This is a genomic window from Streptomyces kryoterrae (genome assembly GCF_054072135.1).
The window spans coordinates 4,272,908-4,295,572 of record NZ_CM133358.1 but is presented as its reverse complement, the minus strand read 5'-3'; the positions used below and the strand labels follow the sequence as shown (position 1 = coordinate 4,295,572).

21 protein-coding genes, 1 tRNA gene and 3 pseudogenes are annotated in these 22,665 nt (G+C 70.7%); 10 read left to right on the top strand and 15 right to left on the bottom strand.

The window, feature by feature from the left end; translation table 11 throughout:
* Window positions 1-64: 64 nt before the first annotated feature.
* The 4 genes and pseudogenes from ACW4TU_RS18215 to ACW4TU_RS18200 all read right to left on the bottom strand — a co-directional run.
* Window positions 65-814, bottom strand: a complete 750-nt coding sequence (locus ACW4TU_RS18215; RefSeq protein ID WP_457428871.1) for a DUF6227 family protein — start codon at window positions 812-814, stop codon at window positions 65-67.
* 181 nt (window positions 815-995) lie between these two features.
* Window positions 996-1,241: pseudogene (locus ACW4TU_RS18210) on the bottom strand (L,D-transpeptidase family protein); the annotation flags it as partial.
* Window positions 1,242-1,258: 17 nt separating this feature from the next.
* Window positions 1,259-1,531: a zinc ribbon domain-containing protein gene (locus ACW4TU_RS18205; RefSeq protein WP_457428870.1), complete on the bottom strand. Its 273-nt coding sequence runs from the start codon at window positions 1,529-1,531 to the stop codon at window positions 1,259-1,261.
* A 68-nt stretch (window positions 1,532-1,599) separates the two neighbouring features.
* Window positions 1,600-2,502: pseudogene (locus ACW4TU_RS18200) on the bottom strand (RNA-guided endonuclease InsQ/TnpB family protein); the annotation flags it as partial.
* 73 nt (window positions 2,503-2,575) lie between these two features.
* Here ACW4TU_RS18200 and ACW4TU_RS18195 point away from each other — a divergent pair.
* Window positions 2,576-2,785: an Arc family DNA-binding protein gene (locus tag ACW4TU_RS18195; RefSeq protein WP_457428869.1), complete on the top strand. Its 210-nt coding sequence runs from the start codon at window positions 2,576-2,578 to the stop codon at window positions 2,783-2,785.
* A gap of 24 nt (window positions 2,786-2,809) precedes the next feature.
* Here the strand turns inward: ACW4TU_RS18195 and ACW4TU_RS18190 are convergent.
* The 3 genes and pseudogenes from ACW4TU_RS18190 to ACW4TU_RS18180 all read right to left on the bottom strand — a co-directional run.
* Window positions 2,810-3,055: pseudogene (locus ACW4TU_RS18190) on the bottom strand (Ig-like domain-containing protein); the annotation flags it as partial.
* A gap of 62 nt (window positions 3,056-3,117) precedes the next feature.
* Entirely contained in the window at window positions 3,118-4,185 is a 1,068-nt protein-coding gene (locus ACW4TU_RS18185; protein WP_457428868.1) for a P1 family peptidase, read from the bottom strand.
* The gene (locus tag ACW4TU_RS18180; RefSeq protein ID WP_457428867.1) at window positions 4,175-5,485 is read right to left on the bottom strand and encodes a low temperature requirement protein A; all 1,311 of its coding nucleotides are present in this window, start codon (window positions 5,483-5,485) and stop codon (window positions 4,175-4,177) included. The genes ACW4TU_RS18185 and ACW4TU_RS18180 overlap by 11 nt, the downstream gene beginning before the upstream one ends.
* A 125-nt stretch (window positions 5,486-5,610) precedes the next feature.
* Between ACW4TU_RS18180 and ACW4TU_RS18175 the strand changes: the two genes are divergently transcribed.
* Window positions 5,611-5,796: a hypothetical protein gene (locus ACW4TU_RS18175; RefSeq protein WP_457428866.1), complete on the top strand. Its 186-nt coding sequence runs from the start codon at window positions 5,611-5,613 to the stop codon at window positions 5,794-5,796.
* A gap of 43 nt (window positions 5,797-5,839) precedes the next feature.
* Here ACW4TU_RS18175 and ACW4TU_RS18170 read toward each other — a convergent pair whose 3' ends face one another.
* From ACW4TU_RS18170 to ACW4TU_RS18145, 6 genes are all read right to left on the bottom strand, one after another.
* Window positions 5,840-6,346 carry a large conductance mechanosensitive channel protein MscL gene (locus tag ACW4TU_RS18170; RefSeq protein ID WP_457428865.1) on the bottom strand — a complete coding sequence of 169 codons (507 nt, stop codon included), beginning with the start codon at window positions 6,344-6,346 and terminating at the stop codon, window positions 5,840-5,842.
* Window positions 6,347-6,484: 138 nt separating this feature from the next.
* Window positions 6,485-7,042, bottom strand: a complete 558-nt coding sequence (locus ACW4TU_RS18165; RefSeq protein WP_457428864.1) for an RcpC/CpaB family pilus assembly protein — start codon at window positions 7,040-7,042, stop codon at window positions 6,485-6,487.
* 230 nt (window positions 7,043-7,272) lie between these two features.
* Complete coding sequence (locus ACW4TU_RS18160; RefSeq protein ID WP_457428863.1) at window positions 7,273-8,133, bottom strand: S-methyl-5'-thioadenosine phosphorylase; 861 nt, start codon at window positions 8,131-8,133, stop codon at window positions 7,273-7,275.
* Window positions 8,134-8,212: 79 nt separating this feature from the next.
* Entirely contained in the window at window positions 8,213-8,560 is a 348-nt protein-coding gene (locus ACW4TU_RS18155; protein ID WP_164313812.1) for an FmdB family zinc ribbon protein, read from the bottom strand.
* 68 nt (window positions 8,561-8,628) lie between these two features.
* Window positions 8,629-9,906: an MFS transporter gene (locus ACW4TU_RS18150; RefSeq protein WP_457428862.1), complete on the bottom strand. Its 1,278-nt coding sequence runs from the start codon at window positions 9,904-9,906 to the stop codon at window positions 8,629-8,631.
* 228 nt (window positions 9,907-10,134) lie between these two features.
* A complete protein-coding gene (locus ACW4TU_RS18145; RefSeq protein ID WP_457428861.1) occupies window positions 10,135-11,700 on the bottom strand; it encodes a potassium/proton antiporter in 1,566 nt (521 codons plus the stop codon).
* A 199-nt stretch (window positions 11,701-11,899) separates the two neighbouring features.
* On the opposite strand from ACW4TU_RS18145, the gene ACW4TU_RS18140 reads away from it, so the two are divergent.
* A complete protein-coding gene (locus tag ACW4TU_RS18140; RefSeq protein ID WP_457428860.1) occupies window positions 11,900-14,653 on the top strand; it encodes a penicillin acylase family protein in 2,754 nt (917 codons plus the stop codon).
* Window positions 14,654-14,712: 59 nt separating this feature from the next.
* Here the strand turns inward: ACW4TU_RS18140 and ACW4TU_RS18135 are convergent, their stop codons facing one another.
* Complete coding sequence (locus ACW4TU_RS18135; protein WP_457428859.1) at window positions 14,713-15,321, bottom strand: 5-formyltetrahydrofolate cyclo-ligase; 609 nt, start codon at window positions 15,319-15,321, stop codon at window positions 14,713-14,715.
* 110 nt (window positions 15,322-15,431) lie between these two features.
* Between ACW4TU_RS18135 and galU the strand changes: the two genes are divergently transcribed.
* The 7 genes from galU (at window position 15,432) to ACW4TU_RS18100 (ending at window position 21,037) form a co-directional block, all read left to right on the top strand.
* Complete coding sequence (gene galU, locus ACW4TU_RS18130; RefSeq protein WP_457428858.1) at window positions 15,432-16,334, top strand: UTP--glucose-1-phosphate uridylyltransferase GalU; 903 nt, start codon at window positions 15,432-15,434, stop codon at window positions 16,332-16,334.
* A gap of 5 nt (window positions 16,335-16,339) precedes the next feature.
* Window positions 16,340-17,662: a molybdotransferase-like divisome protein Glp gene (gene glp, locus ACW4TU_RS18125; protein ID WP_457428857.1), complete on the top strand. Its 1,323-nt coding sequence runs from the start codon at window positions 16,340-16,342 to the stop codon at window positions 17,660-17,662.
* A gap of 83 nt (window positions 17,663-17,745) precedes the next feature.
* Window positions 17,746-18,228, top strand: coding sequence for a cyclic pyranopterin monophosphate synthase MoaC (moaC, locus tag ACW4TU_RS18120; protein ID WP_457428856.1), 483 nt, complete (start codon window positions 17,746-17,748; stop codon window positions 18,226-18,228).
* The gene (locus ACW4TU_RS18115; RefSeq protein ID WP_457428855.1) at window positions 18,225-18,773 is read left to right on the top strand and encodes a MogA/MoaB family molybdenum cofactor biosynthesis protein; all 549 of its coding nucleotides are present in this window, start codon (window positions 18,225-18,227) and stop codon (window positions 18,771-18,773) included. Before moaC ends, ACW4TU_RS18115 begins: the two co-directional genes overlap by 4 nt.
* Window positions 18,774-18,799: 26 nt before the next feature.
* Window positions 18,800-19,405 carry a GNAT family N-acetyltransferase gene (locus ACW4TU_RS18110; protein WP_164313804.1) on the top strand — a complete coding sequence of 202 codons (606 nt, stop codon included), beginning with the start codon at window positions 18,800-18,802 and terminating at the stop codon, window positions 19,403-19,405.
* Window positions 19,406-19,604: 199 nt separating this feature from the next.
* Window positions 19,605-20,858 carry a divisome protein SepX/GlpR gene (sepX, locus tag ACW4TU_RS18105; RefSeq protein WP_457428854.1) on the top strand — a complete coding sequence of 418 codons (1,254 nt, stop codon included), beginning with the start codon at window positions 19,605-19,607 and terminating at the stop codon, window positions 20,856-20,858.
* 105 nt (window positions 20,859-20,963) lie between these two features.
* A tRNA-Ala gene (locus tag ACW4TU_RS18100) sits at window positions 20,964-21,037 on the top strand.
* A 238-nt stretch (window positions 21,038-21,275) separates the two neighbouring features.
* On the opposite strand, the gene ACW4TU_RS18095 is transcribed toward ACW4TU_RS18100, so the two are convergent.
* A complete protein-coding gene (locus ACW4TU_RS18095) occupies window positions 21,276-22,586 on the bottom strand; it encodes an AMP-binding protein (protein ID WP_457428853.1) in 1,311 nt (436 codons plus the stop codon).
* Between the last annotated feature and the right edge of the window lie 79 nt (window positions 22,587-22,665).

Sequence of the window (22,665 nt, the reverse complement as noted above, 5' to 3'; positions counted from 1 at the left end):
TCAACACCTCAGTGGGCCGGTCGCCCTGGCGACCGGCCCACTGAGGTGTGTGACTCCGGTCGGGCTACGACGTCCGCGCCGCCCGGCGCTCCATCGCGTCCCGCGCCCCGTCCTCCGTCGGATACACCTCGCACATGTGCCGGCCGTCCGGCGTGGCCGTGTGCTCGATCTCCCAGAGGGAGACCTCCTCACCGCCGGGCAACAGGAAGGCGTGCTCGTAGAGCGAGAAGCCGATACCGGCCCGGCCCGCACGGCACGGGCGCCCGAACGCCTGGGTGATCCGGTGCGCGAACGCCGTACGCAGCAGGTCGGCGATCTCCGCCCCCGGCCGGTCCGCGTTCTCCGCACGCCTCAGTAACCGGCGCGCGTGGTCAGCCGAGTTGTCGTCCGGAACGTACCTGTGCCGCGGCTGGACGACCGCGGTGAGCTGCACCGTCACCGGCAGCTCGAAGTCCGGGGCGTCCGCCGGCAGCGGGAGCCGGGCCGTCGCGGCGCGCAGCTCCTCCTCGTCCACATATACCTCGGCCTGCGGACCCGACCCGGGGGCCGTGTTGTGCACCAGCTCCCAGAGGGTGAGCGCCGAGCCGTCGGCGAGCAGCCAGGTGTGGCGGTACGTCTCGCGGTGCAGCCCCGCGCTGTGGTGCGCGGAGTGCAGCGAACTGTCGTGCGCCAGCGCGCAGTCGAGCCGACGTATCGCCTCGTCGGGCAGTTCGAAGGAGTTCAGCGCACGACCCAGGAGTCGCTCGAGGTGCTCCTCCGGAGACTCGGGCGACTCGGGTGGTTCGTACGCTGCCGTCTCGTACGGAACGCTCAAGGCTTCTCCCGGCGTTGCTGCATGTCACCTTGTGGGTGCATACCGTAGCCCCTCGGTCGGACATCATGTCCGCGAACCAAGAAAACATACGTCCAGAGGACGCCCGGACCGCGCGAAAAGTTCCCGCCCGCCCCCGAAAAACCGTCAATGATCCGTCAACACGCCCTGCCGGGGCGGTAGTTCAGGCGGCACTCCCGGCCGTCCACTCGCTCCACGACAGGTTCCAGCCGTTGAGACCGTTGTCCGGCGCGACCTGTTTGTCGGCGGAGTTCTTGACGACGACGACGTCCCCGATCATCGAGTTGTCGAAGAACCACTTGGCGGGCGTGTCCCCTTGGGCCCCCTGCACATCCCGCAGCCCCACACAGCCGTGACTGGTGCCCGTGCGCCCGAACGGCGGGTTGCTCTGCTTGTACCAGTAGTTGCCTTGACATCCTCCCCCTCTTAAAAGAGGGGGATTCCAACCCAGGTGGGTTGAGGTTCACGGGCGCTCGAACGGCTGGTGGCCGCTGTCACCCCTCCGGCACCGGCTGAGCGCCGGGGGCGGGGGAACCCGCCCTGTCCTGCCGCGACGTTGTGTGCTGCGTTCTCGTCGGCGTTGCAGGTGAAGCCGCAGGACACGCAGACGAACTCGGCTTGGCTCTTGCGCGAGTTCTTCTCGATCCATCCGCAGGTGCTGCACCGCAGGGACGTGTACGGGGCCGGGACATCCTCCACGCGGCCGGGGCCTTGTGTTCGGTGCGCTGCCGGAGCAGGCCCCAGCCCTGGGCGAGGATCGCCCGGTTCAGCCCGGCCTTCTGCCTGACCTGCTTCCCGGGCTTCTCGACCGTCCCCCTCGCGGAGGCGGTCATGTTCTTGATGTTCAGCCTCTCGAACCGCACCAGGTCGTAGGTGCGGGCGAGCATCGTGCTGGTCTTCTCGCACCAGTCCTTACGCCGGTCGGCTTCGCGCGCCTTGAGTTTGGCGGCCTTGGTGTATGCGGCGGTCCTGGCCTCGCTGCCCTTCGGTGCGCGGGCGGCCCGTCGCTGGTGCTTGCGGATCTGCGCCCGTTCCTTGACGGTGAGCTGCGGGCAGTTCAGCTTCCGCCCGTCCGAGAGGGCTGCGGTGATCTTCACGCCCCGATCGATACCGATGACCTTGCCCGCGCCAGGCGCGTCGATCGGCTCGGGGACGACGGCGAACGCGATGTGCCACTGTCCGTTGCGGTAAGTGACGCGGAACGTCTTCGCCTTCGGCGGCTCACGCCGGGTGAGACGGAACTTCACCCAGCCGCAGCCGGGTACCTTCACCTGCGCCCACCTGCGGTTGAGTTTCTGCACCACGACTGAGCGGCCCATGACCTGCTTGCTGGTCTTCGCGTTCAGTTTCGGTGAACCGTCCGCCTCGAACTCCGGGACGCGGTCGGTGCCGATGACGCGGAAGCCTTCGTGTACGTGCTTCTTGCGCCAGGTCGGTTCACCGAAACCGGAGGTGAACTTGGCATTCTTGGCCTTGGCGAAGTCCTTCAGGGCCTGCTGCTGCACATCAGCGTTCCCGGCTGCCAGCCATTCGTTGTCACGCCGGGCCTCGGTGAGCTGGCGGCACTGCTCGGCGAAGCCGGGCGCAGCCTTGCGGCCCTTGTGCCAGTGCGCGTGCTGCTCGATGGCGAGGTTCCATACGTACCGGGCGTGCGCGCAGTGGTCGAGCATGATGCTCGCCTGCCCGCTCGTCGGGTACATCCGGAAACGTGACATGCCGCCACGGTAGCGGCACAATGGCGGCGTGATCAAATTTACGCTCCGCCTCCCCGAGGACCTCCACCAACGGCTGACCGACCAGGCGGCCACCGACCGGCGGTCCCTCAACTCCGAGATGCTGCACCTGCTTGAGATCGGCCTCAGCGCGGTATCTTCCGGAACGCCGAATCGCCCTGCCGGCGATTCGGCTCCCCCTGCCCCGCTACGCGGAAGCGGGCATTCACCCCGGCCCTGAAGGACCGGGCACCCTGCCCGACAGCAAAGTGGACACCTGTGAGCGCCCGATCGTGCAGCTGACAGTCTTCTTCTGCACCCCGACCGCGCAGTTGGCGCCCTCGACCCCGTCCAGGTCGATCTTCATGGTGACCTTGGAGCCGGCCTTCCAGTACTCCTCGGGCCGGAAGTCGAGCCGCTGCGCCCCGAACCAGTGCCCCACCACCTGCTGCCCGCTGCTCGACGTGACCGTGATGTGCGACCGCACGGCAGCCTGGTCGGTGATGGCCTTCATGCCCATCACGTGACGGAACCGCGACAATCGCACCTCAACCAAGAAGAAAACCCCCGGAGTTACCGCTCTCCGTGCGGTTCCCCGTGCACGCGTCCGTGCGGCTCTCCATACAGCTCTGCGTACGACGGCCACCTCCCGCCCGGCCCCGTCACCGACTCCGCCGCCCGCACCGCCCGGACGATCGCCCGGGTCACCAGGTCCGCGCCCGCCGCGAGGATCTCGTTCAGCGCGAGCGGGTCGTCCCCGTCCAGCGGACGCGCCCCTGTCGCCAGCGTGAACACCGTGTCCCCGTCGGTGAGCAGATGCACCGGTCGTACGGCACGCGCGATGCCGTCGTGTGCCGTGCCGGCCACCTTCTGCGCCTGCGCCTTCGACAGCGCCGCGTCGGTCGCGACCACAGCGAGCGTGGTGTTCAGGGGCGGCAGGGGAGTCTGCGCGGCGGCGTCGGCCAGCCGCCGCCGCGCCACCTCGTGCACACCGGCCGCCGGATACGCGACCCGCCGCCCCTCGAACAACTCCCCGTACAGCACCCCCGTTTCCGGATCCACCGAGAACCCCGCCGCGTTGGCCACCACCAACGCCGCCACCGTGATCCCGGACGGCAGCACGGTGCTCGCGGTGCCGACCCCGCCCTTGAGGAACCCGATCACCGCCCCCGTGCCGGCACCCACGCATCCCTCCGGCACGGGCGCGCCCAGCTCGCTCGAGGCAGCCGCCTCGACCGCCGCCCGACCGGTGGCCGCGTCCGGCCGGGCCCGGAAGTCGCCACCCCGGCCCAGGTCGAAGACACAGGCGGCGGGCACCACCGGCACGACGTGCCCGGGACCGGGCCCGACCCGCACCCCGCGCCCCCGCTCCTCCAGCCAGGCCATCACCCCCGACGCCGAGTCCAGCCCGTACGCGCTGCCGCCCGTCAGCACCACCGCCTCGACGCTCCGCACGACGTTGCGCGGATCCAGGGCGTCGGTCTCCTTGGTGCCGGGCCCGCCGCCCCGCACGTCCACGGCCGCCACCGCTCCACCCTCCGGTGCGAGCACGACCGTCGTCCCGGTGAGCCACCCGTCGCCGATCCGGGTCGCGTGCCCCACCCGCAGCCCGGCGACATCTGTCAGAGCGTCAACTGTCATGACGCCCAGTGTCGTCCAGCGCCTCCCGTCCTGCTTCGTCTGCCTGGCCGGCCGCTTCCGTGTCTTCCGCCCGGTGCTCCCCGGCCACCGTCCGGGCGGGCAGCGTCACCCCGGCCGCCACCGCGAGCGCCGACACGAGGCCCGCTGCGAGCACGGCCCAGTCGCCCAGGAACGTGCACACGATCACCAGCAACGCCGCGGACGGCAGGATCAGTTGCTCGACGACGCCCACCTTGAAGTAGCGCGAGTGCAGGGCCCAGACGGTGACGAGGAAGAGCGCCGTTGGCAGGGTCACGGCGGCCGACGCGGCCGTCGTGGAGATGTGCGCCTTGCCGACCGCCTGCTCGACCGTGACCTCCAGGCCCGCGCCGATCGCGGCGGCCGACGCGAAGATCAGGTAGTGGCCGTACCCCCACAGGAACGCCTGTCCGCTGGTGCGCAGCCGCCCGTGGATGGGGACGGCGAAGTAGATCCACCAGGCGGCGAACACGATGAGCAGCCCGCCCGCCGCGATCGGCACCAGATCGGCCAGGGCGTCGTTCTCCTCCACCCCCGACTTCACGGCCACCGTCGCCGCCGCGATCGCCTCGCCCAGCACGATGATGGTGAACAGCCCGTACCGTTCGGAGATGTGGTGCGGGTGCCAGGACGTCGTGAAGTTCCTCTCCGCGTAGACGGGGACCGCCAGTTCGACGAGCGCCATCACCAGGAACAACCAGGGACGGCCGGACTCCGGCAGGACCACCAGGCCCAGCCAGCCGACCATGCACAGGAGCACGCCACCGGCGTAGCGCAGTGCCGTCGTCCGCTCGGCGCCGGTTGCCGCGCGGGCGGCCCGCAGCCACTGGGCGGCCATCGGCAGCCGCATGACCAGGTAGCCGAGCCAGACGACCAGGAAGTCGTGGTCCTCGAAGGCCCGCGAGACCCCGGCCGCCAGCACCAGGACACCGGCGATCTGGACCAGCGTCACCACCCGGTACAGCACGTCGTCGTTGTCGTACGCCGAGGCGAACCAGGAAAAGTTCATCCAGGCCCACCAAATGGCGAAGAAAACCATGGCGTAGTTGAGGATCCCCTCGCCCGGGTGCCCCTCGGCGACGGCGTGCACCAACTGGACGCCCGCCTGGGCGACGGCCACCACGAAGCAGAGGTCGAAGAAGAGCTCCAGCGGCGAGGCGACCCGGTGCGACTCGCCGCGTCCGCGCGCTGTCAGCCTGCGCAGGGGCGCGTCGTGGCCTGCACCGGCCGAGGCGTCGGGCAGGTCGGGCACGTCGGCCACGGGTGAGGAACTGGACGTCATACGCCCCAGCACAGCAGATGGGCCCACCGTGCGCAGGCCGAAGGGCGGCGCCGGAGCGTGATCGTGATCCGGCGGGTGCCCCACGGCCCGGACCGGGCCCGGAAGGTGGGCCGTACCCTGGAGTCATGAGCAGCCCCGCCGCCCCCGAACCCCGTGCCCCCAAGCCCGCGCTGATCTTCGACGACCCGCTGGACCAGCAGTCGTCGGACGACACGGACCGGGGGTGGGGCGAGCGCCCGGGCGACGGCGGCGGCGACAGCGCCGCCGACCTGAGGCGCTTCCTCGACGAGAAGCCGCCCCACCACATCTGAACCACGCCGAACGGCCTCTGTAGGAGGCCGCCGAGCGCGCCGGCTAGATCTCCTTGTGGTCGGAGTCCCGCTGGGCCACCAGGGTTTCGTTGTGCCCGGCGCCGCGCTGTGTCACCAGCGCGTCGCGGATCTCCTTGAGGACCTCCAGCTCGCTCACCTCGATGACCTCCTGCGCGCCCTCCTTCGCCTTCTGGCGCGCGGCCGCCCGGGCCAGGTACTTCGACATCGGCAGGACCATCAGGAAGTAGACGACGGCCGCGGTGATCAGGAAGGTGAGGGTCGAGCCCAGGACCGAACCCCACATGATCCGGACGCCGGTCGCGGTGTCGCCGGTGCCGTTGCAGGGTCCCTTGAGACAGGAGCGGTAGTTGTCCAGGTTCTTGGTCCCGAACGCCCCCACCATGGGGTTGATGACGCCCTTCACCACAGAGTTGACGACGTTGGTGAAGGCGGTGCCGATGACTACCGCGACCGCCAGATCGACGACGTTGCCGCGCGTCAGGAAGGTTTTGAAGCCCTCCAGGACGCTCGGTTGCTTCTTCTCGCTCACCGCGGGGCCTCTCCTCGTACACGCAAATGGTGGAACGAACAGTTCCGCAACCTACGTCAAGGCCCGGCAGGCCTGTCCAATTGGGTAACCCCAACGAGGGACTTGACGTCTGACGGTTCGAGGGGACCACGCTACGGCTCACCACAGGGTCACCGCCAGCCGTGCCGTGGCACCCGCGCCGGCCAGCCGGGACGCCGTGGCGTGCGGCACCGAGAGCACGACCAGGGCCCCGCCCTCGACCATGCCGTCCTCGGACGCCGGGACCTGCGGCACCTGGGTCACCCGCGCCCGGCGCGCGACCACCCGGGCATCGGTGCCCGTCGGCGACTCCTCGGCCGCGATGACGTCGACCCGGTCACCGGGCCGCAGCAGCCGGACCGTGGCCGCGTCGGCGATCCGTACCGGCGCCGTCACCATCTGCACCGCCGGCCGCTTCCGTACGGGTTCCGCCACGGGGTGGCCCCGGACCCGTCCGGCATCGGGTGGTGGCCCCGCCGCCTGGCGTGGGCCGGCCGCGACGATCGCCGCCGCCGTGACGGCGAGGCCGACGGCCAGCGCCCGCCTCCGGTGCCGTACCAGGCGACGCAGCTGATACCGCCCGCCGCGCACCCGCACAGGGGCGAAGTGCGGCACCTCGCAGGGGGCGGGTACGAGAGGAACGGAACGCACGGAACGTACGGGATGCGCGGAGGACACGGGATGTACGGAAGACGCGGGACGTACGGAGGACACGGACACGGGCACCACCACCTGTGACGAGGGAGTTGCTTGCGCTCCCACGATGAGGCTTCTCGGCGAACCGTGCTGAGGCCTGTGTGCTACTCACCGGTTGTGGACAACTCGCTCACCCGAACGGGAGGTTCCGCCCCCGCCGACCCCGTATCTCGCCGACACCGACTCCGCATCTGACCCCGTACCCGCCCCCGTCAGGGCAGCTCGAACCCCGGGTCCATCCCGCCCAGCGCCCTCGTGCACAGGCACTCCCGCGATTCGCCCGTCGGCAGCGCGGCCACCGCGTCGAACAGGACGCCCCGCATCCGGTCCACGTTCGCCGCGAACACCTGGAGCACCTCCTCGTGCGACACGCCCTCGCCGGTCTCCGCGCCCGCGTCGAGGTCGGTGACGAGGGCCAGCGTCGTGTAGCAGAGCTCCAGTTCGCGGGCGAGTGCCGCCTCGGGGTGGCCCGTCATGCCCACCACGGACCAGCCCTGCGCCCGGTGCCAGAGGGACTCGGCGCGGGTGGAGAAGCGCGGCCCCTCGATCACGGTCAGCGTGCCGCCGTCCACCGGCTCCCAGTCGCGCCCGCGCGCCGCCGCCAGGGCGACCTCGCGGCCGACCGGGCAGTAGGGGTCGGCGAGGGACACGTGCACCACGTTGGGGACGGCGCCCCCGGGCAGCGGCAGGCCGTCGAAGAACGTCCCCACCCGGGACTTCGTACGGTCGACCAGCTGATCCGGCACGAGCAGTGTGCCCGGGCCGTACTCGGGCCGCAGCCCGCCCACCGCGCACGGAGCGAGCACCTGGCGCACGCCGAGCGAGCGCAACGCCCACAGGTTGGCGCGGTAGTTGATGCGGTGCGGCGGAAGATGGTGGCCGCGTCCGTGCCGGGGCAGGAAGGCCACCCGGCGGCCGGCGACCTCGCCGAGAAACAGGGAATCACTGGGGGATCCGTACGGCGTGTCGACCTGTACCTCGGTCACGTCGTCGAGGAAGGAGTAGAAGCCGGAGCCACCGATCACGCCGATCTCGGTGCTCGGAGCGCCCGCGGGATTCGCCTGATTCACCATGTCCGCACCCTAACCGCGTGCGAAAACACCGAAGACCCCGTCGTCGTACGACGGGGTCCCGTTGGCCAAAAGGCGGTGGCTACGCGGCCGAGCTGGTGCTCGACGAGCTGCTGGAGCCCGAAGAGGAGCTGGACGACGAGGACGAGCCGGACGACGAGGAGCTCGACGAACTCGACGACGAGTCCGAGGAGGACGACGTCGTGGCAGAGGACGTCGACGGCTTCGCCGCGGGCGCGCTGCTCGACGAGGAGCCGCGGCTGTCGTTGCGGTAGAACCCGGAGCCCTTGAAGACGATGCCGACGGCGGAGAACACCTTCTTCAGGCGGCCACCGCAGCTGGGGCACTCGGTCAGGGCGTCATCGGTGAACTTCTGCACCGCTTCGAGGCCCTCAGCGCACTCCGTGCACTGGTACTGGTAGGTCGGCACTTGTCTTCCTCCTGGCACTCTCACTCGATGAGTGCTAACGACGGTCCAGTGTGACGTATTCCCGAGGATCAGTCCACTGTCACCGGCACGCGGTGACCGACGCCACGTGCGAGAGTCCGGCTCGCCGGGCGCATCTTCGCCTTCGGCGCGAGCCGTGACCGCAGGGCCACGAGGGTCGCGAGGGCCAGCAGTGTGCCGCCCATGGGGACCAGGAATCCGGCGCCGTCCCAGAGGCGGTCCTCCAGCTGGCCGGCGACGGTGACGGCCGCCGCCTGGCCGAGGGCGACCGCGCCGGTCAGCCAGGTGAACGCCTCGGTGCGGGCGCCGGCCGGGACCAGGCTGTCGACCAGGGTGTAGCCGGTGATCAGCGCGGGCGCGACGCACATGCCGACCAGGAGGCCGAGCCCGGCCAGCGTCGGCACGGACTCCGCCGTCCACAGGCCGGAGGCGGTGACCGCGAGGGCCGCGTACCCGGTGACCAGGCGCCGTTGCGGGGCCATGCGCCAGGCGACGGCTCCGCAGACCACGCCGGAGAGCATGTTGCCGGCGGCGAAGACCCCGTACAGGACACCGTTGAGGCCGGGGTTTCCGATGGACTCGCTGAACGCGGCGAGCGAGACCTGCATACCGCCGAAGACGGCCCCGATGCCCAGGAAGGCGACGATCAGGACGCGTACCCCGGGGACGCCCAGCGCCGAGACGCGCTCCACGCGCGCGTGCGGCCCGCCGAGCGGGATGTCGGTGAGGGCCCGCGGCTGGGTGCTCTTCTGCGCGGCGAACAGCAGGCCGCCGAGGAGGGTCAGCGCGGCCTCGGTGACCAGGCCGGCCGCCGGGTCGACGGCTGTGCACAGTGCGGTGGCGAGGAGCGGGCCGAAGACGAAGGTCAGCTCGTCGGTGACGGACTCGAAGGCCGCCGCCGTCGGCATCAGGGGCGAGTCCTGGAGTTTCACCGCCCAGCGGGCACGGACCATGGGGCCGACCTGGGGCGTGGAGGCCCCGGTCAGGACCGCGGCGGCGAACAGGGTCCACAGGGGGGCGCCGGTCAGCGCCAGCGCCGTCAGGCCGAGGCCGGACAGGGTGTGCAGGACGACGCCGGGGACGAGGACCGCGCGCTGTCCGTGGCGGTCGGCGAGACGGCCCCCGTAGGGCGCGCACAGGGCCATGGAGACGCCGGTGACGGCGGCCACGGCGCCGGCGGTGCCGTACGAGCCGCTGGTGTGCTGGACGAGCAGCACGATGGAGATGGTGAGCATCGCGAACGGCTGTCGCGCGGCGAAACCGGGGAGCAGGAACGTCCAGGCGCCGGGGGTGCGGAGCAGCGTGCCGTAGGTGACCGTGGATGCCACGGCCGTGCCTTTCTGCCGCCTGGTAGCGCGGCCCCCTTGCGTGGGGCGGCGCCGAGAGCTGTCCTCTTGCGCGGACTGCGGTAGATGCCGACGCTCCCGCAGAGGATGTCCCGGCCGCCATACGGTCGCGCCAGCTCTGCTTCAGACAGAGTTGGTTCGATCAGGGTGCGCCTTCACTGTACAGGGGAAGTGGGCTCGTAGGCCTCTGAAAGCAAGAAGCGGGGTGCGTCACGCCTCTGCTCCGTTCCCGCCCGTCCCCAGCCACTGCGCCAGCTTGCCGCCCTGTCCCACGGCCCGCAGCCGGCGTTCCGTCGCGTCGCGGACCGGGTCGGTGGTCACCACGAGGAGTTCGTCGCCGCGGTGCAGGATGGTCGTCGGCGCTGGAACGAACGATTTTTCATCGCGGACGACGAGGGTGACCGCGGCGCCCGGCGGCAGCCTCAGCTCGCCCACCTCCACGCCGTGCATCTTGGAGCCGTCGGGTATCGCGACGGACAGCAGATGCCCGCGCAGCCGCTCCAGGGGGGCCGACTCGATGCCGAGGTCGGCGGCCTCGTCGCTGGTGTCGAGGTGCAGTTTGCGGGCCAGCCAGGGGAGCGTCGGGCCCTGGACGAGGGTGTAGACGACGACCAGGACGAAGACGATGTTGAAGATGCGACGGCTGTCCTCGACGCCGCTCACCATGGGGATCGTCGCCAGGATGATGGGCACGGCGCCGCGCAGCCCGGCCCAGGACATCAGGGTCTGCTCCTGCCACGGGACCCGGAACGGCGTCAGGCTGACGATCACGCTCAGCGGGCGCGCGACCATGGTCAGGGCCAGGCCTATGACGAGGGCGGGCCAGATGTCGTCGCCCATCTCGTGCGGGGTCACCTGCAGGCCGAGCAGGACGAACATGCCGATCTGGGCGATCCAGCCGAGTCCGTCGGCGAAGCCGCGCGTGGCCGGCCAGTGCGGCAGTTTCGCGTTGCCGAGGACCATGGCGGCCAGGTAGACCGCGAGGAAACCGCTGCCGTGGGCCAGGGCGCCGGCGGCGTACGCGGTGACCGCGATGGCCATCACGGCGATGGGGTAGAGGCCGGACGCGGGCAGGGCCACGTGTCTGAGGCCCCAGGCGCCGAGCCAGCCGACCGTGATGCCGATGGCCGCGCCGATGGCCAGCTCCAGGACGATGACGCCCAGCAGCGTGTACCAGTGCTCGACCGGGCCCGCCGTGGACAGCGAGACGACCAGGATGACCACCGGGGCGTCGTTGAAGCCCGACTCGGCCTCCAGGGTGCCCGTCACGCGCGCGGGGAGGGGGATCTTCCGCAGGACGGAGAAGACCGCCGCCGCGTCCGTCGAGGACACCACCGCGCCGATGATGAACGCCTGCCGCCACTCGAGACCGATCAGGTAGTGCGCGGCCGCCGCCGTGATCCCGACGCTCACCGCGACCCCCGCCAGCGCCAGCGCGGAGGCGGCCGGGAGGGCGGGTCTGATCTCCTTCCACTTCGTGGCGAGTCCGCCCTCGGCCAGGATCACGACCAGGGCCGCGTACCCGATGACCTGGGTCAGTTCGGCGTTGTCGAAGTGGATGTCGCCGATGCCGTCCTGGCCCATGGCGACGCCGATCCCCAGGTAGACGAGCAGGCTGGGGAGCCCGCTGCGCGAGGAGATCCGGACCGCTGCCACAGCGATGAGGAGGACGAGCGAGCAGACGAGCAGAAGCTGGTTGAGGTGGTGGACAGTCAGCGGCCGTTCCCTTCCCTGGCCCGGGCGCGGCACGCGCGGGGGCTCACGTACATCGGACACGAGATGAAGTCACCGCGCACCCAAGTACTTCGTTACCTTACCTAACTCTTGACGATTTCTTGACACTTCCACAGGCATGATCGAACGCCTGCTCGTTCGCGTACCCGACTCCGCGTCAAGTCGCGCCGGGCCCTGCGCCTATGGTTGCTCCAGCACTCCAGTACCGCCTGCCGCTCGCGTTAGGACAGCAAGGACAGCGATGCCCCCCACCACCACCAGCTCTTCCGGCCACAAGTCCGGCAAGTCCGGCAGGAAGAAGGGGCGCAAAGCCCGACTGTTCGTGATCGTCCTGGTTCTGGCCATCGTCGGAGGCGTCGCCTTCGGCGCCTACTGGTCCGTCAGTACCGTCCGGGCCTCCTTCCCGCAGACCAAGGGCTCAATCTCGCTCGAAGGCCTGTCGGGCCCCGTCGACGTCAAGCGCGACAGCCACGGCATCCCGCAGATCTACGCCTCCTCCGACGAGGACCTGTTCATGGCGCAGGGCTATGTCCAGGCGCAGGACCGGTTCTACGAGATGGACGTACGCCGGCACATGACGTCGGGCCGGCTCTCCGAGATGTTCGGCGAGGGACAGGTCGACGAGGACGAGTTCCTGCGCACCATGGGCTGGGACCGGGTGGCCAAGGAGGAGTACGACAAGACCCTGTCGGCCGCCACGAAGAAGTACCTCCAGGCCTACGCCAAGGGGGTCAACGCCTACCTGAAGGGCAAGGACGGCGCGGACATCTCCCTGGAGTACGCGGCCCTCGGGTTCGAGAACGACTACAAGCCGCAGGCGTGGACCCCGGTCGACTCGGTCGCGTGGCTCAAGGCGATGGCCTGGGACCTGCGCGGCAACATGCAGGACGAGATCGACCGCTCCCTGCTGACCAGCCGCCTCGGCCCGCAGCAGATCGCCGACCTGTACCCGGAGTACCCCTACGGCCGGAACAAGCCGATCGTGCAGGAAGGCGCGTACGACGCCGCGACGCAGACGTTCGTCAAGAGCGGCAGCGCCGCGAGCACGGAGTCCGCGTCCTCGGGAACGTCCGGAACCTCGGCCGCCGACTCCGCGGCCTTCCAGAGCCAGCTGGCGGGCCTCTACCGGGTCCTGGACAACGTCCCGACGGCCGTCGGGGTGAACGGCAACGGCATCGGCTCCAACTCCTGGGTCGTCGCGGGCGCGCACACCATCACCGGCAAGCCGCTGCTGGCCAACGACCCGCACCTGTCGCCGTCGCTGCCGTCCGTCTGGTACCAGATGGGCCTGCACTGCCGCAGCGTCTCCAGCAAGTGCCAGTACGACGTCTCCGGGTACACCTTCGCGGGCATGCCCGGCGTGGTCATAGGCCACAACGGCGACATCGCCTGGGGCATGACCAACTCGGGCGCCGACGTCACCGACCTGTACCTGGAGAAGCTCTCCGGCGACGGCTACCTGTACGACGGGAAGACGAAGCCGTTCACCACGCGCGAGGAGACCATCAAGGTCGCCGGCGGCGCGTCCAAGAAGATCGTCGTACGCGAGACCGAGAACGGACCCCTGCTGTCCGACCGCTACGACGAGCTCGTCAAGGTCGGCCGGAAGGCCACCGTCGACGCCGCCGCCCCCGACCGGGGCGACGGCTACGGCGTCGCACTGCGCTGGACCGCGCTGGACCCCGGCACCTCCATGGACGCCGTCTTCAGAATCGACAAGGCGTCGAACTGGACCGAGTTCCGCGCGGGCGCGGCCTCCTTCGACGTGCCCTCGCAGAACCTCGTCTACGCGGACACCGCGGGCAACATCGGCTACCAGCTCCCGGGACGCATCCCCACGCGCGCGGCGGGCGACGACGGCTCGCTCCCGGTCCCCGGCTGGGACTCCAAGTACCGCTGGACCGGCTACCTCAAGCAGGCCGAGCTGCCCTTCGAGTACAACCCCGAGCGCGGCTACATCGTGACCGCCAACCAGGCCGTCGTCGACAAGGCCAAGTACCCGTACACGCTCACCACGGACTGGGGCTACGGCACCCGCAGCCAGCGCATCGCCGACCTGATCGCCTCGAAGATCAAGGGCGGCGGCAAGATCTCCACCGACGACATGCGCCAGATGCAGCTGGACAACAGCAGCGAGATCGCCAAGCTGCTGGTGCCCAAGCTGCTGGCGATCGACATCAAGGACAAGTACGTCCGTGAGGCGCAGAAGCTCCTCGTGGGCTGGGACTACACCCAGGACGCAGACTCGGCCGCGGCGGCCTACTTCAACTCGGTCTGGCGCAACATCCTGAAGCTCGCCTTCGGCAACAAGCTGCCCAAGGAGGTGCGGGTCAAGGGCCAGTGCCTGTACGTCAAACCGGTCAACACCACCAGTCCCGCCGACCCGGACCAGCGGGTGCTCGAATGCGGCCAGCGGGACGCGGACCAGGCGCAGCCGGACGGTGGCGACCGCTGGTTCGAGGTGGTCCGCAAGCTCATCAACGACCAGGACAACGACTGGTGGAGCACGCCGGGGACCCGCACCGAGAAGGCCGCGACCAACCGCGACCAGCTGTTCGCGCGCGCCATGTCGGACGCCCGCTGGGAGCTGACCGCCAAGCTCGGCAAGGACATCGACACCTGGAGCTGGGGCCGGCTGCACCGCCTGTTCCTGAAGAACCAGACCCTGGGCACCGAGGGCCCCGAATTCGTGCAGTACATCCTCAACCGCGGCCCCTGGAACCTCGGCGGCGGCGAGGCGGCGGTCGACGCGACCGGCTGGAACGCGGCCGGCGGCTACGGCGTCGTCTGGGTGCCGTCGATGCGCATGGTGGTCAACCTCGGCGACCTCGACAAGTCGAAGTGGATCAACCTGACGGGAGCCTCCGGGCACGCCTTCAGTGACCACTACACCGACCAGACGGGCAAGTGGGTCAAGGGCGAACTGCTGGACTGGTCCTTCACGGACAAGGCGGTCGACGACAGCACGAGCGACACGTTGCTGCTGAAACCGTGAGCACGCGGTAGTACGTAGTTCGCGGACGGCCCTCCACGCGCGTGGAGGGCCGTTCCGCTTCAGCAGGAGCCGGGGAAGCGGCGTACTCCCGACGGAGTGACCACGGCGTGCACCGGCCGGTCGTGCGGCTCGGCCGGGACCCGGGCGACGACCTCGGAGTCGTACAGCAGCACCACCAGGGCCGGATCGGCGCCCGCGCGCTCCAGCCGGGCCAGCACACGGTCGTACGAGCCTCCACCGCGCCCCAGGCGCAGCCCGACGTCGTCCACGGCCAGGCCGGGCAGCAGGACGGCGTCGGCGCCCGTCACGGCGTCCGCTCCGAGACGCTCGCCGGCCGGCTCCAGAAGGGCCATCCGTCCGCCGTGCCGCACCTCCACCAGGGACCCCGCCCCGGCGTACGCGCCCCAGTCGAGGTCGTTGTCCGGGAGGAGCACCGGCAGCAGGACCCGTACCCCGCGCGCGTGGAGGGCGTCGAGCAGCGCCCGGGTGCCGGGTTCGGTGCCGACGGAGACATACGCGGCCACCGTGCGCGCGTGCGCGAGCTCGGGCAGGTCGAGCGCGCGGGAGGCCAGGTCGGCCCCCGCCGCCTCGACGTCGGCGGCCGTCAACCCGTCTCTCACCGTGAGGAGGTCCCGCCTGAACGTTCGCTTGTCAGGCTCTGCCCCCATGGCTCTCCCCTTATCGTGACCAGTGTTCTCATGTGTTTCATATGCCGATATGAGCTTAAGTTCATCGGTGCCACGGAATCAGCACAAAGGCTCCGGATAAGGTTGCCGCCATGACTGAGTCGCACCCCAGGATCAGCAAGGCTGTCATCCCCGCAGCAGGCCTCGGCACCCGGTTCCTGCCGGCCACCAAGGCCACTCCCAAGGAGATGCTGCCGGTCGTCGACAAGCCGGCGATCCAGTACGTGGTCGAGGAGGCCGCGTCCGCGGGCCTCGACGACGTCCTCATGATCACGGGACGCAACAAGCGCCCCCTTGAGGACCACTTCGACCGCAACTACGAGCTGGAGTCCGCCCTTCAGAAGAAGGGCGACGCCGCGCGACTCGCCAAGGTCCAGGAGTCCAGCGACCTCGCGACCATGCACTACGTCCGCCAGGGCGACCCCAAGGGCCTCGGCCACGCCGTCCTGTGCGCGGCCCCGCACGTCGGCCACGAGCCCTTCGCCGTCCTCCTGGGCGACGACCTCATCGACCCCCGTGACCCCCTGCTCCAGCGCATGATCCAGGTCCAGGAGCAGCACGGCGGCAGCGTGATCGCCCTCATGGAGGTCGCCCCCGAGCAGATCCACATGTACGGCTGCGCTGCCGTCGAGACCACCGCCGACGGCGACGTCGTCAAGGTCACCGGCCTGGTCGAGAAGCCGGACGCCGCGGACGCTCCCTCGCACTACGCGGTCATCGGCCGCTACGTCCTCGACCCGCACATCTTCGGCATCCTCCGCGAGACCGAGCCCGGCCGCGGCGGCGAGATCCAGCTCACCGACGCCCTCCAGCAGCTCGCCCAGGACGAGAAGGTCGGCGGCCCCGTGCACGGTGTCGTCTTCAAGGGCCGCCGCTATGACACCGGGGACCGCGGCGACTACCTGCGTGCCATTGTCAGACTCGCATGCGAACGTGAGGACCTGGGCCCGGACTTCCGGACCTGGCTTCGCAGTTACGTAGCCGAGGAGATGTAGCAACGTTGAGCAGCGCCGCGCCCCGCACCGCCGGCCAGGACCACCTGTGGTCGGTGGACGAGCACCTGGAGGACATCCTCGCGACCGTCCGCCCCCTGGATCCCATCGAGCTGCAACTCCTCGACGCCCAGGGCTGCGTCCTGGTCGAGGACGTCACGGTGCAGGTCTCCCTGCCGCCGTTCGACAACAGCTCCATGGACGGGTACGCGGTCCGGGTCGCCGATGTCGCGGGCGCGAGCGAGGAGTACCCGGCCGCACTGACGGTGATCGGGGACGTCGCGGCCGGCCAGGACGGACTGCTCCATGTGGGTCCCGGCCAGGCCGCCCGCATCATGACCGGCGCCCCGCTGCCGCCCGGCGCCGAGACCGTCGTCCCCGTGGAGTGGACCGACGGCGGGCTCGGTGAGGGCCCCGTCACCGGGATGCGCGCCCGCAGCACCGACCCCGAGGGCGCCTACGGCCAGGTGCGCGTGCACCGCCCGGCACCGGCACGCGCGCACGTGCGCGAACAGGGCAGCGATGTCCGGGCCGGCGACCGCGCCCTCGCCGAGGGCACCGTCCTCGGCCCGCCGCAGATCGCCCTCCTCGCCGCGATCGGCCGCGGCACCGTACGCGTACGCCCGCGCCCGCGCGTGGTCGTCATGTCGACCGGCAGCGAGCTGATCCAGCCCGGCCAGAAGCTCTCGCACGGCCAGATCTACGACTCCAACAGCTTCGCCCTCACCGCCGCCGCCCGGGACGCCGGGGCGATCGCCTACCGCGTGGGCGCGGTCGCCGACGACGCCGAGACCCTCCGCTCCACCATCGAGGACCAGCTCGTCCGCGCCGACCTCGTCGTCACCACCGGAGGCGTCAGCGTGGGCGCGTACGACGTGGTCAAGGAGGCCCTCGCGCATGTCGCCGACGAGGACGAGCCCGGCGCCGGCGTCGACTTCCGCAAGCTCGCCATGCAGCCGGGCAAGCCCCAGGGTTTCGGCACCGTCGGCCCCGACCACACCCCGCTGCTCGCGCTGCCGGGCAACCCGGTGTCGTCGTACGTCTCCTTCGAACTGTTCGTGCGGCCCGCGATCCGTGCCCTGATGGGCGTGACGGACATCCACCGGCCCACGACCACAGCGGTCCTGGCGACGGACAAGGCGCTGACCTCGCCGGCCGGGCGCCGCCAGTTCCTGCGCGGCACCTACGCGGACGGCCGGGTGACGCCGGTCGGCGGCGCCGGATCGCACCTGATCGCGGCCCTGGCCCACGCGGACGCGCTGATCGTCGTACCCGAGGAGCGGGAGTCCGTGGAGCCCGGCGCCGAGGTCGAGGTCGTCCTGCTCGGCTGACCCGGTGGGCGGGGGCGGCTGAAGTGCGCCGGTTGGGAGTACCGTGTCGCGCACAACAGGCCCGACCGGGAGCGCCGCAGCACATGAGCACGCAGGACGACCGACTGACGCACATCGACGAGGCGGGCGCCGCCCGCATGGTCGACGTATCCGCCAAGGACGTGACCGCGCGCACCGCCCGCGCCAGCGGTCGTGTCCTTGTCTCCCCGCGCGTGATCGAACTGCTGCGCGGGGAAGGGGTTCCCAAGGGGGACGCCCTGGCCACCGCGCGGATCGCGGGCATCATGGGCGCCAAGCGGACCCCGGACCTCATCCCGCTCTGCCACCCGTTGTCGGTGTCGGGTGTGAAACTGGACCTGTCGGTCGCGGACGACGCCGTCGAGATCCTGGCCACCGTGAGGACGACGGACCGCACGGGCGTCGAGATGGAGGCCCTCACGGCGGTCTCGGTCGCCGCGCTCACCGTGATCGACATGGTCAAGGCGGTCGACAAGGGGGCGGTCATCACGGACGTCCGGGTGGAGGAGAAAACCGGCGGGAAGTCGGGCGACTGGAGCAGGTCATGACACCGACGCTGCCTGTCGAGTTCGGGGGCCCGCTGCTCACGCCCTACTCCGCCCTGGTCGTGACCGCGTCCAACCGCGCGGCGGCGGGCGTCTACGAGGACAAGGGCGGCCCCCTGATCGCGGCCGGGCTGGAGAAGTTCGGCTTCGCCGTCGACGGACCGTGGGTCGTGCCCGACGGCGACCCGGTGGAGAACGCCCTGCGGGCCGGTGTCGAGGCCGGGTACGACGTCATCCTCACCACCGGCGGCACCGGCGTCTCGCCCACCGACCGCACCCCGGAGGCGACCCGCGCGGTGGTCGACCGGGAGGTGCCGGGCATCGCCGAGGCCGTCCGGGCGTTCGGCCGCGAGAAGGTGCCGACGTCGGCGCTGTCGCGTGGACTCGCCGGCGTCGCGGCCGGGACACTGATCGTCAATCTGCCGGGCTCCACCGGCGGGGTGAAGGACGGACTGGCCGTGCTGGAGCCCTTGTTGAAACACGCGGTCGACCAGATCCGGGGCGGCGATCACCCCAGACCCGGCGCCAGCAGCGGGGGTGCGAGCTGAACAGCCCGTCCTGGCCGGTCGAGCTGGTGGACGGCGATGTCGTCCTCCGGCCCGTCAGGCTGCGCGACCAGCGGATCTGGCGCGAGATCAACCGGCGCAACCGGGACTGGCTGCGGCCCTGGGAGGCGACGATCCCGCCGCCGACGCCCAGCGGCCCGATCGCCCACCGGCCGACCTACCGTCAGATGATCCGGCATCTGCGCGCGGAGGCGAACGCGGGCAGGATGCTGCCCTTCGCCATCGAGTACCAGGGGCAACTGGTCGGCCAGTTGACGGTCGCCGGCATCACCTGGGGCTCGATGTGTTCGGGACACGTGGGTTACTGGGTGGACGAGGCGGTGGCGGGCCGGGGTGTCATGCCGACGGCGGTCGCAATGGCGGTCGACCACTGTTTCCGTACGGTCGGACTGCACCGCGTCGAGGTCTGCATTCGCCCGGAGAACGGGCCCAGCCGCCGGGTCGTGGAGAAACTCGGATTCCGCGACGAGGGGCTCAGGCCCCGCTATCTCCACATCGACGGGGCCTGGCGCGACCATCTCGTCTTCGCGCTGACAGCGGAAGAGGTGCCGGAAGGGCTGCTGAGCCGCTGGCAGCGGGCCCGCTCCCGGAACACGCCGCGGAATCCGGCGTAAATTGAATAAGTGTTCGAAAATGATCGGCGGACGACTGAGTGGCGACCGAGTGGCGATCGACTTGTGGTGCCAAATGCAGGCCCGCGATGACCCGCTGATCGCATCGATCACAAAAAAAGCTCGAAATATCAGCCAGATCGTGCGACACACCGGCTCAATTGGCAGATGGCCTCACGCAAACCCCTCTACCGTGTGAGGCGTGAGCAGCAGCGGCCTCATCTACGCAGTCATTGTCGGGGCCTGGGCCGCCTACTTGGTGCCGATGTGGCTCCGTAGGCAGGACGAGCTGAACGAGGCCCGTCCGACGGAACGCTTCAGCACCGCCATCCGGCTCCTGTCCGGACGGGCGGGCATGGAGCGCCGGTACGCCAAGGACCTGCGGGCGCGCTCCACCGACGAGGGGGAGCACAGCGCCGGAGACCCGGAGGGTGTCACCGACTCGGTGGACGTCCGGGCCTTCGCCGCGCCCCCGACCCGCCCCAAGGCGAAGGTCCAGGCGGAGGTGCAGGAACAGGCGCACCCGGAGCAGTCGCCGGCCCAGGCGCACGAGCAGCCGAGGGCACCGAAGCGGGAGCAGCACGCACAGGCGTCCGCTCCGGCTCCGGTCAGGGAACGGGAGCGTGCGCGCGTACCGGCGGCTCGTCGGAGCGCGAACGCATCGGCGGAAGCCGCCGCGCGCGCCCGGCGCTCGAAGGTTCTCGCGCGCCGACGGCGTACGACGGTGATGCTGTTCTTCGCCTTCACGCTCGGCACGATCGTCGCGGCGGTCGGCGGACTCGCCTTCCTCTGGGCCCCCGCTGTCCCGGCGGCCATGCTGAGCGGATACATCGCCTATCTGCGGTCGCAGGAACGGCGCCGTTTCACCTACCAGATGGACCGGCGCCAGGCCGAGCTCGCCGCGCAGCGACTGCGTGAGCGCCAGCCCCGGCGGCGGCCGTCCACCGACCCCGGGGCGGAGGAGCAGGACGAGCACCCGGAGCCGGCCACCGACCCGGGCCTGTCAGCGCTCGCCGCCGACAGGCGTGCGCTCGTCGAGCAGACCGACCACGCGGAGTGGGTCGACCAGCAGCGCGAACGCCAGCGCCGCCCCGGGCACGGCGACAGCTGGGACCCGGTCCCGGTACCACTGCCGACGTACGTGACCGCGCCGGTCGCCCCCCGCGCCACGTCCGACGTGGACCTCGGCGCACCGGACGCCTGGAGTTCGGCGCGCTCCAGCACGGTGGGCCGCGAGTCGGAGTCGTCGGCGGACGAGCCGTCGTCGACGGAGGACGCGACGGAGGCGGAGCTGTCGGAGGGGGCCGAGTCCGACTCGGAGCAGGACCTGGAGGACTCGGACGGTCGCACCGACGCCCGCCGCGCGGCCTCCGCCCGGCGGGCCCGGGAACGGGGCCGTACGCCGCTGTTCGACCAGTACGAGGACGGCGAGCGCCCTCGCGCGGCCAACGAGTAGCGAGCGGTAGTGGCAGGTGGGAGAGCGTGCGACGGCCCTGGCCGACCAGCGCGGAACGGATTTCCGAGCACCCGGATCGGGATGCTAGAGTTTCACTCGTTGCAAGGGCCTGTGGCGCAGTCTGGTAGCGCACCTCGTTCGCATCGAGGGGGTCTGGGGTTCAAATCCCCACAGGTCCACCGCAAGCCGTTCGCGAGTTAGCTCGTCAACGGATCACGAGATCCCGTCCAGCTCACGGAGTTGGACGGGATCTCGTGGTTTTGAGGCTTGGTTCGGCACGGATGCCGCTTCGGGAAGCCCCGGGCGGCGCCCTGTACGGGTCAGGTGTCTCGGGGATGGTGCCGATCGTGTAGCGCTCTGGCTTCCAAGAGGTGCGTAGGAGCCCCTCGCACGCTTGATGGGTGTGAGAACTTCGGATCAGGTGGCTGCCGTCGGCGGTTCGACCAGTTCGAGTCCGCCGCCGGGCAGGCGTCGCCCGGACATTCCGGAACGCAGCAGCGAAGCCTCCTCCCAGGCCGGCAGTGCACGCCCGGGGCGGCGGACGGTGTCGAAGGGCAGCGCGCGGCCGGCGGCGCACAGCTCACCCGTCTGCCCGTCCGCCAGCGGTCGGCCTCGGTCGTTCACCACACTCACCTGAACCTGGGGCACCGGAGCGCCGAGGGTACCCGTCCAGGACGTCGCCCCGTCGGCCGCCGTGAACTCCCGGGAGACCCAGGGCAGGGCGCCGTCCACAGGGGCGAAGTCGGCACGCAGCCGGGTGCCGGGCAGGGCCGTGAAGTGCCGGGCCACGAGACCGCTCGGCACGGACCCGCCGACGAGCTGTACCAGCCGCGGCCGGACGGGGAGGACGTCCACGAGGGCGTCGTACTCCTCGGGGCTGAACACGGCGGCGGACACCGTCCCGTCGCGTTGTGCCGACGCTCCCGTACCCGGCAGCGTGCGCAGCGATCCTCCGCCGGCGAACGCCCACCACATCGCGGACAACACGCGCGGTCCGGCCGGCGGGCCGGCCACGAAGACCCGGCGCGGAGCGGGGCCCGCTGTCCGGATCCGCTCGGCCACGGCGAGTCGCCAGGCGTGGTGGTCGACCAGGTGCCCGGTGAGCCCATGCCGGCCGCCGTCGTGGACCAACAGGTAGGCGGCTTCCCTGGAGTGCGAAAGGGGCAGTGCCGGTTCCAGTCGCTGAGCGGTGATCCGCCGACGGGCCTCATCGTCGTCGAGCGAGAGGGTGGTGTGCCGCCGCGGCCAGGCTTCCTGGGTGGAACGGCTGCACAAGACGGTCAAGGCGCCGCTGACCGCGGCGATACCACGGAGTTCCGATCGGCCGAGACCGTGCGTGGCGGGCACACAGACGCCTCCGGCCTTCAGGACGGCCAACTGCGCTATCAGCGCCTGCCGGTGGTCGTCGCAGTGGATGATCACCGGATCGCCGAGCTGGACCCCACTGTGCACCAGGAGCGATGCCAGCCGTGCGGCCCACGACTCGGCCTTGGCGAAACGCAGTTCGCCGCGGGTGTCCTGGACGGCGACAGCGTCCGGGTGGCGCTGGGCCACCTGGGCGAACAGGGCGTCCAGAGTGCTTGGCGATGTCGACGGCGAGAGCGCCCGTTCTCCAACTGCGGTGCGCGCACCGGGACTGGCGGGGCGTGCCGGGGGGAGGGCGGATGCGGCATGAGGCGTACGCATGGCGTGTGCCCGGCGGGTGGCCAGGGCGGGATCGGTGATCACTGTGCTTCCTCCAGCTCAGGAATGAACCCACCTCTGTCCCTCTCCGGTGAAGTCCTTGACGCATACCCGTCCCGCCTCG

Excerpts from the sequence above, each read along its gene's own strand:
- ACW4TU_RS18185 (WP_457428868.1), bottom strand. The coding sequence starts at position 4,185 with ATGACAGTTGACGCTCTGACAGATGTCGCCGGGCTGCGGGTGGGGCAC.
- ACW4TU_RS18180 (WP_457428867.1), bottom strand. The coding sequence starts at position 5,485 with ATGACGTCCAGTTCCTCACCCGTGGCCGACGTGCCCGACCTGCCCGAC.
- ACW4TU_RS18175 (WP_457428866.1), top strand. The coding sequence starts at position 5,611 with ATGAGCAGCCCCGCCGCCCCCGAACCCCGTGCCCCCAAGCCCGCGCTG.
- ACW4TU_RS18160 (WP_457428863.1), bottom strand. The coding sequence starts at position 8,133 with ATGGTGAATCAGGCGAATCCCGCGGGCGCTCCGAGCACCGAGATCGGC.
- ACW4TU_RS18140 (WP_457428860.1), top strand. The coding sequence starts at position 11,900 with ATGCCCCCCACCACCACCAGCTCTTCCGGCCACAAGTCCGGCAAGTCC.
- ACW4TU_RS18135 (WP_457428859.1), bottom strand. The coding sequence starts at position 15,321 with ATGGGGGCAGAGCCTGACAAGCGAACGTTCAGGCGGGACCTCCTCACG.
- galU (WP_457428858.1), top strand. The coding sequence starts at position 15,432 with ATGACTGAGTCGCACCCCAGGATCAGCAAGGCTGTCATCCCCGCAGCA.
- moaC (WP_457428856.1), top strand. The coding sequence starts at position 17,746 with ATGAGCACGCAGGACGACCGACTGACGCACATCGACGAGGCGGGCGCC.
- ACW4TU_RS18115 (WP_457428855.1), top strand. The coding sequence starts at position 18,225 with ATGACACCGACGCTGCCTGTCGAGTTCGGGGGCCCGCTGCTCACGCCC.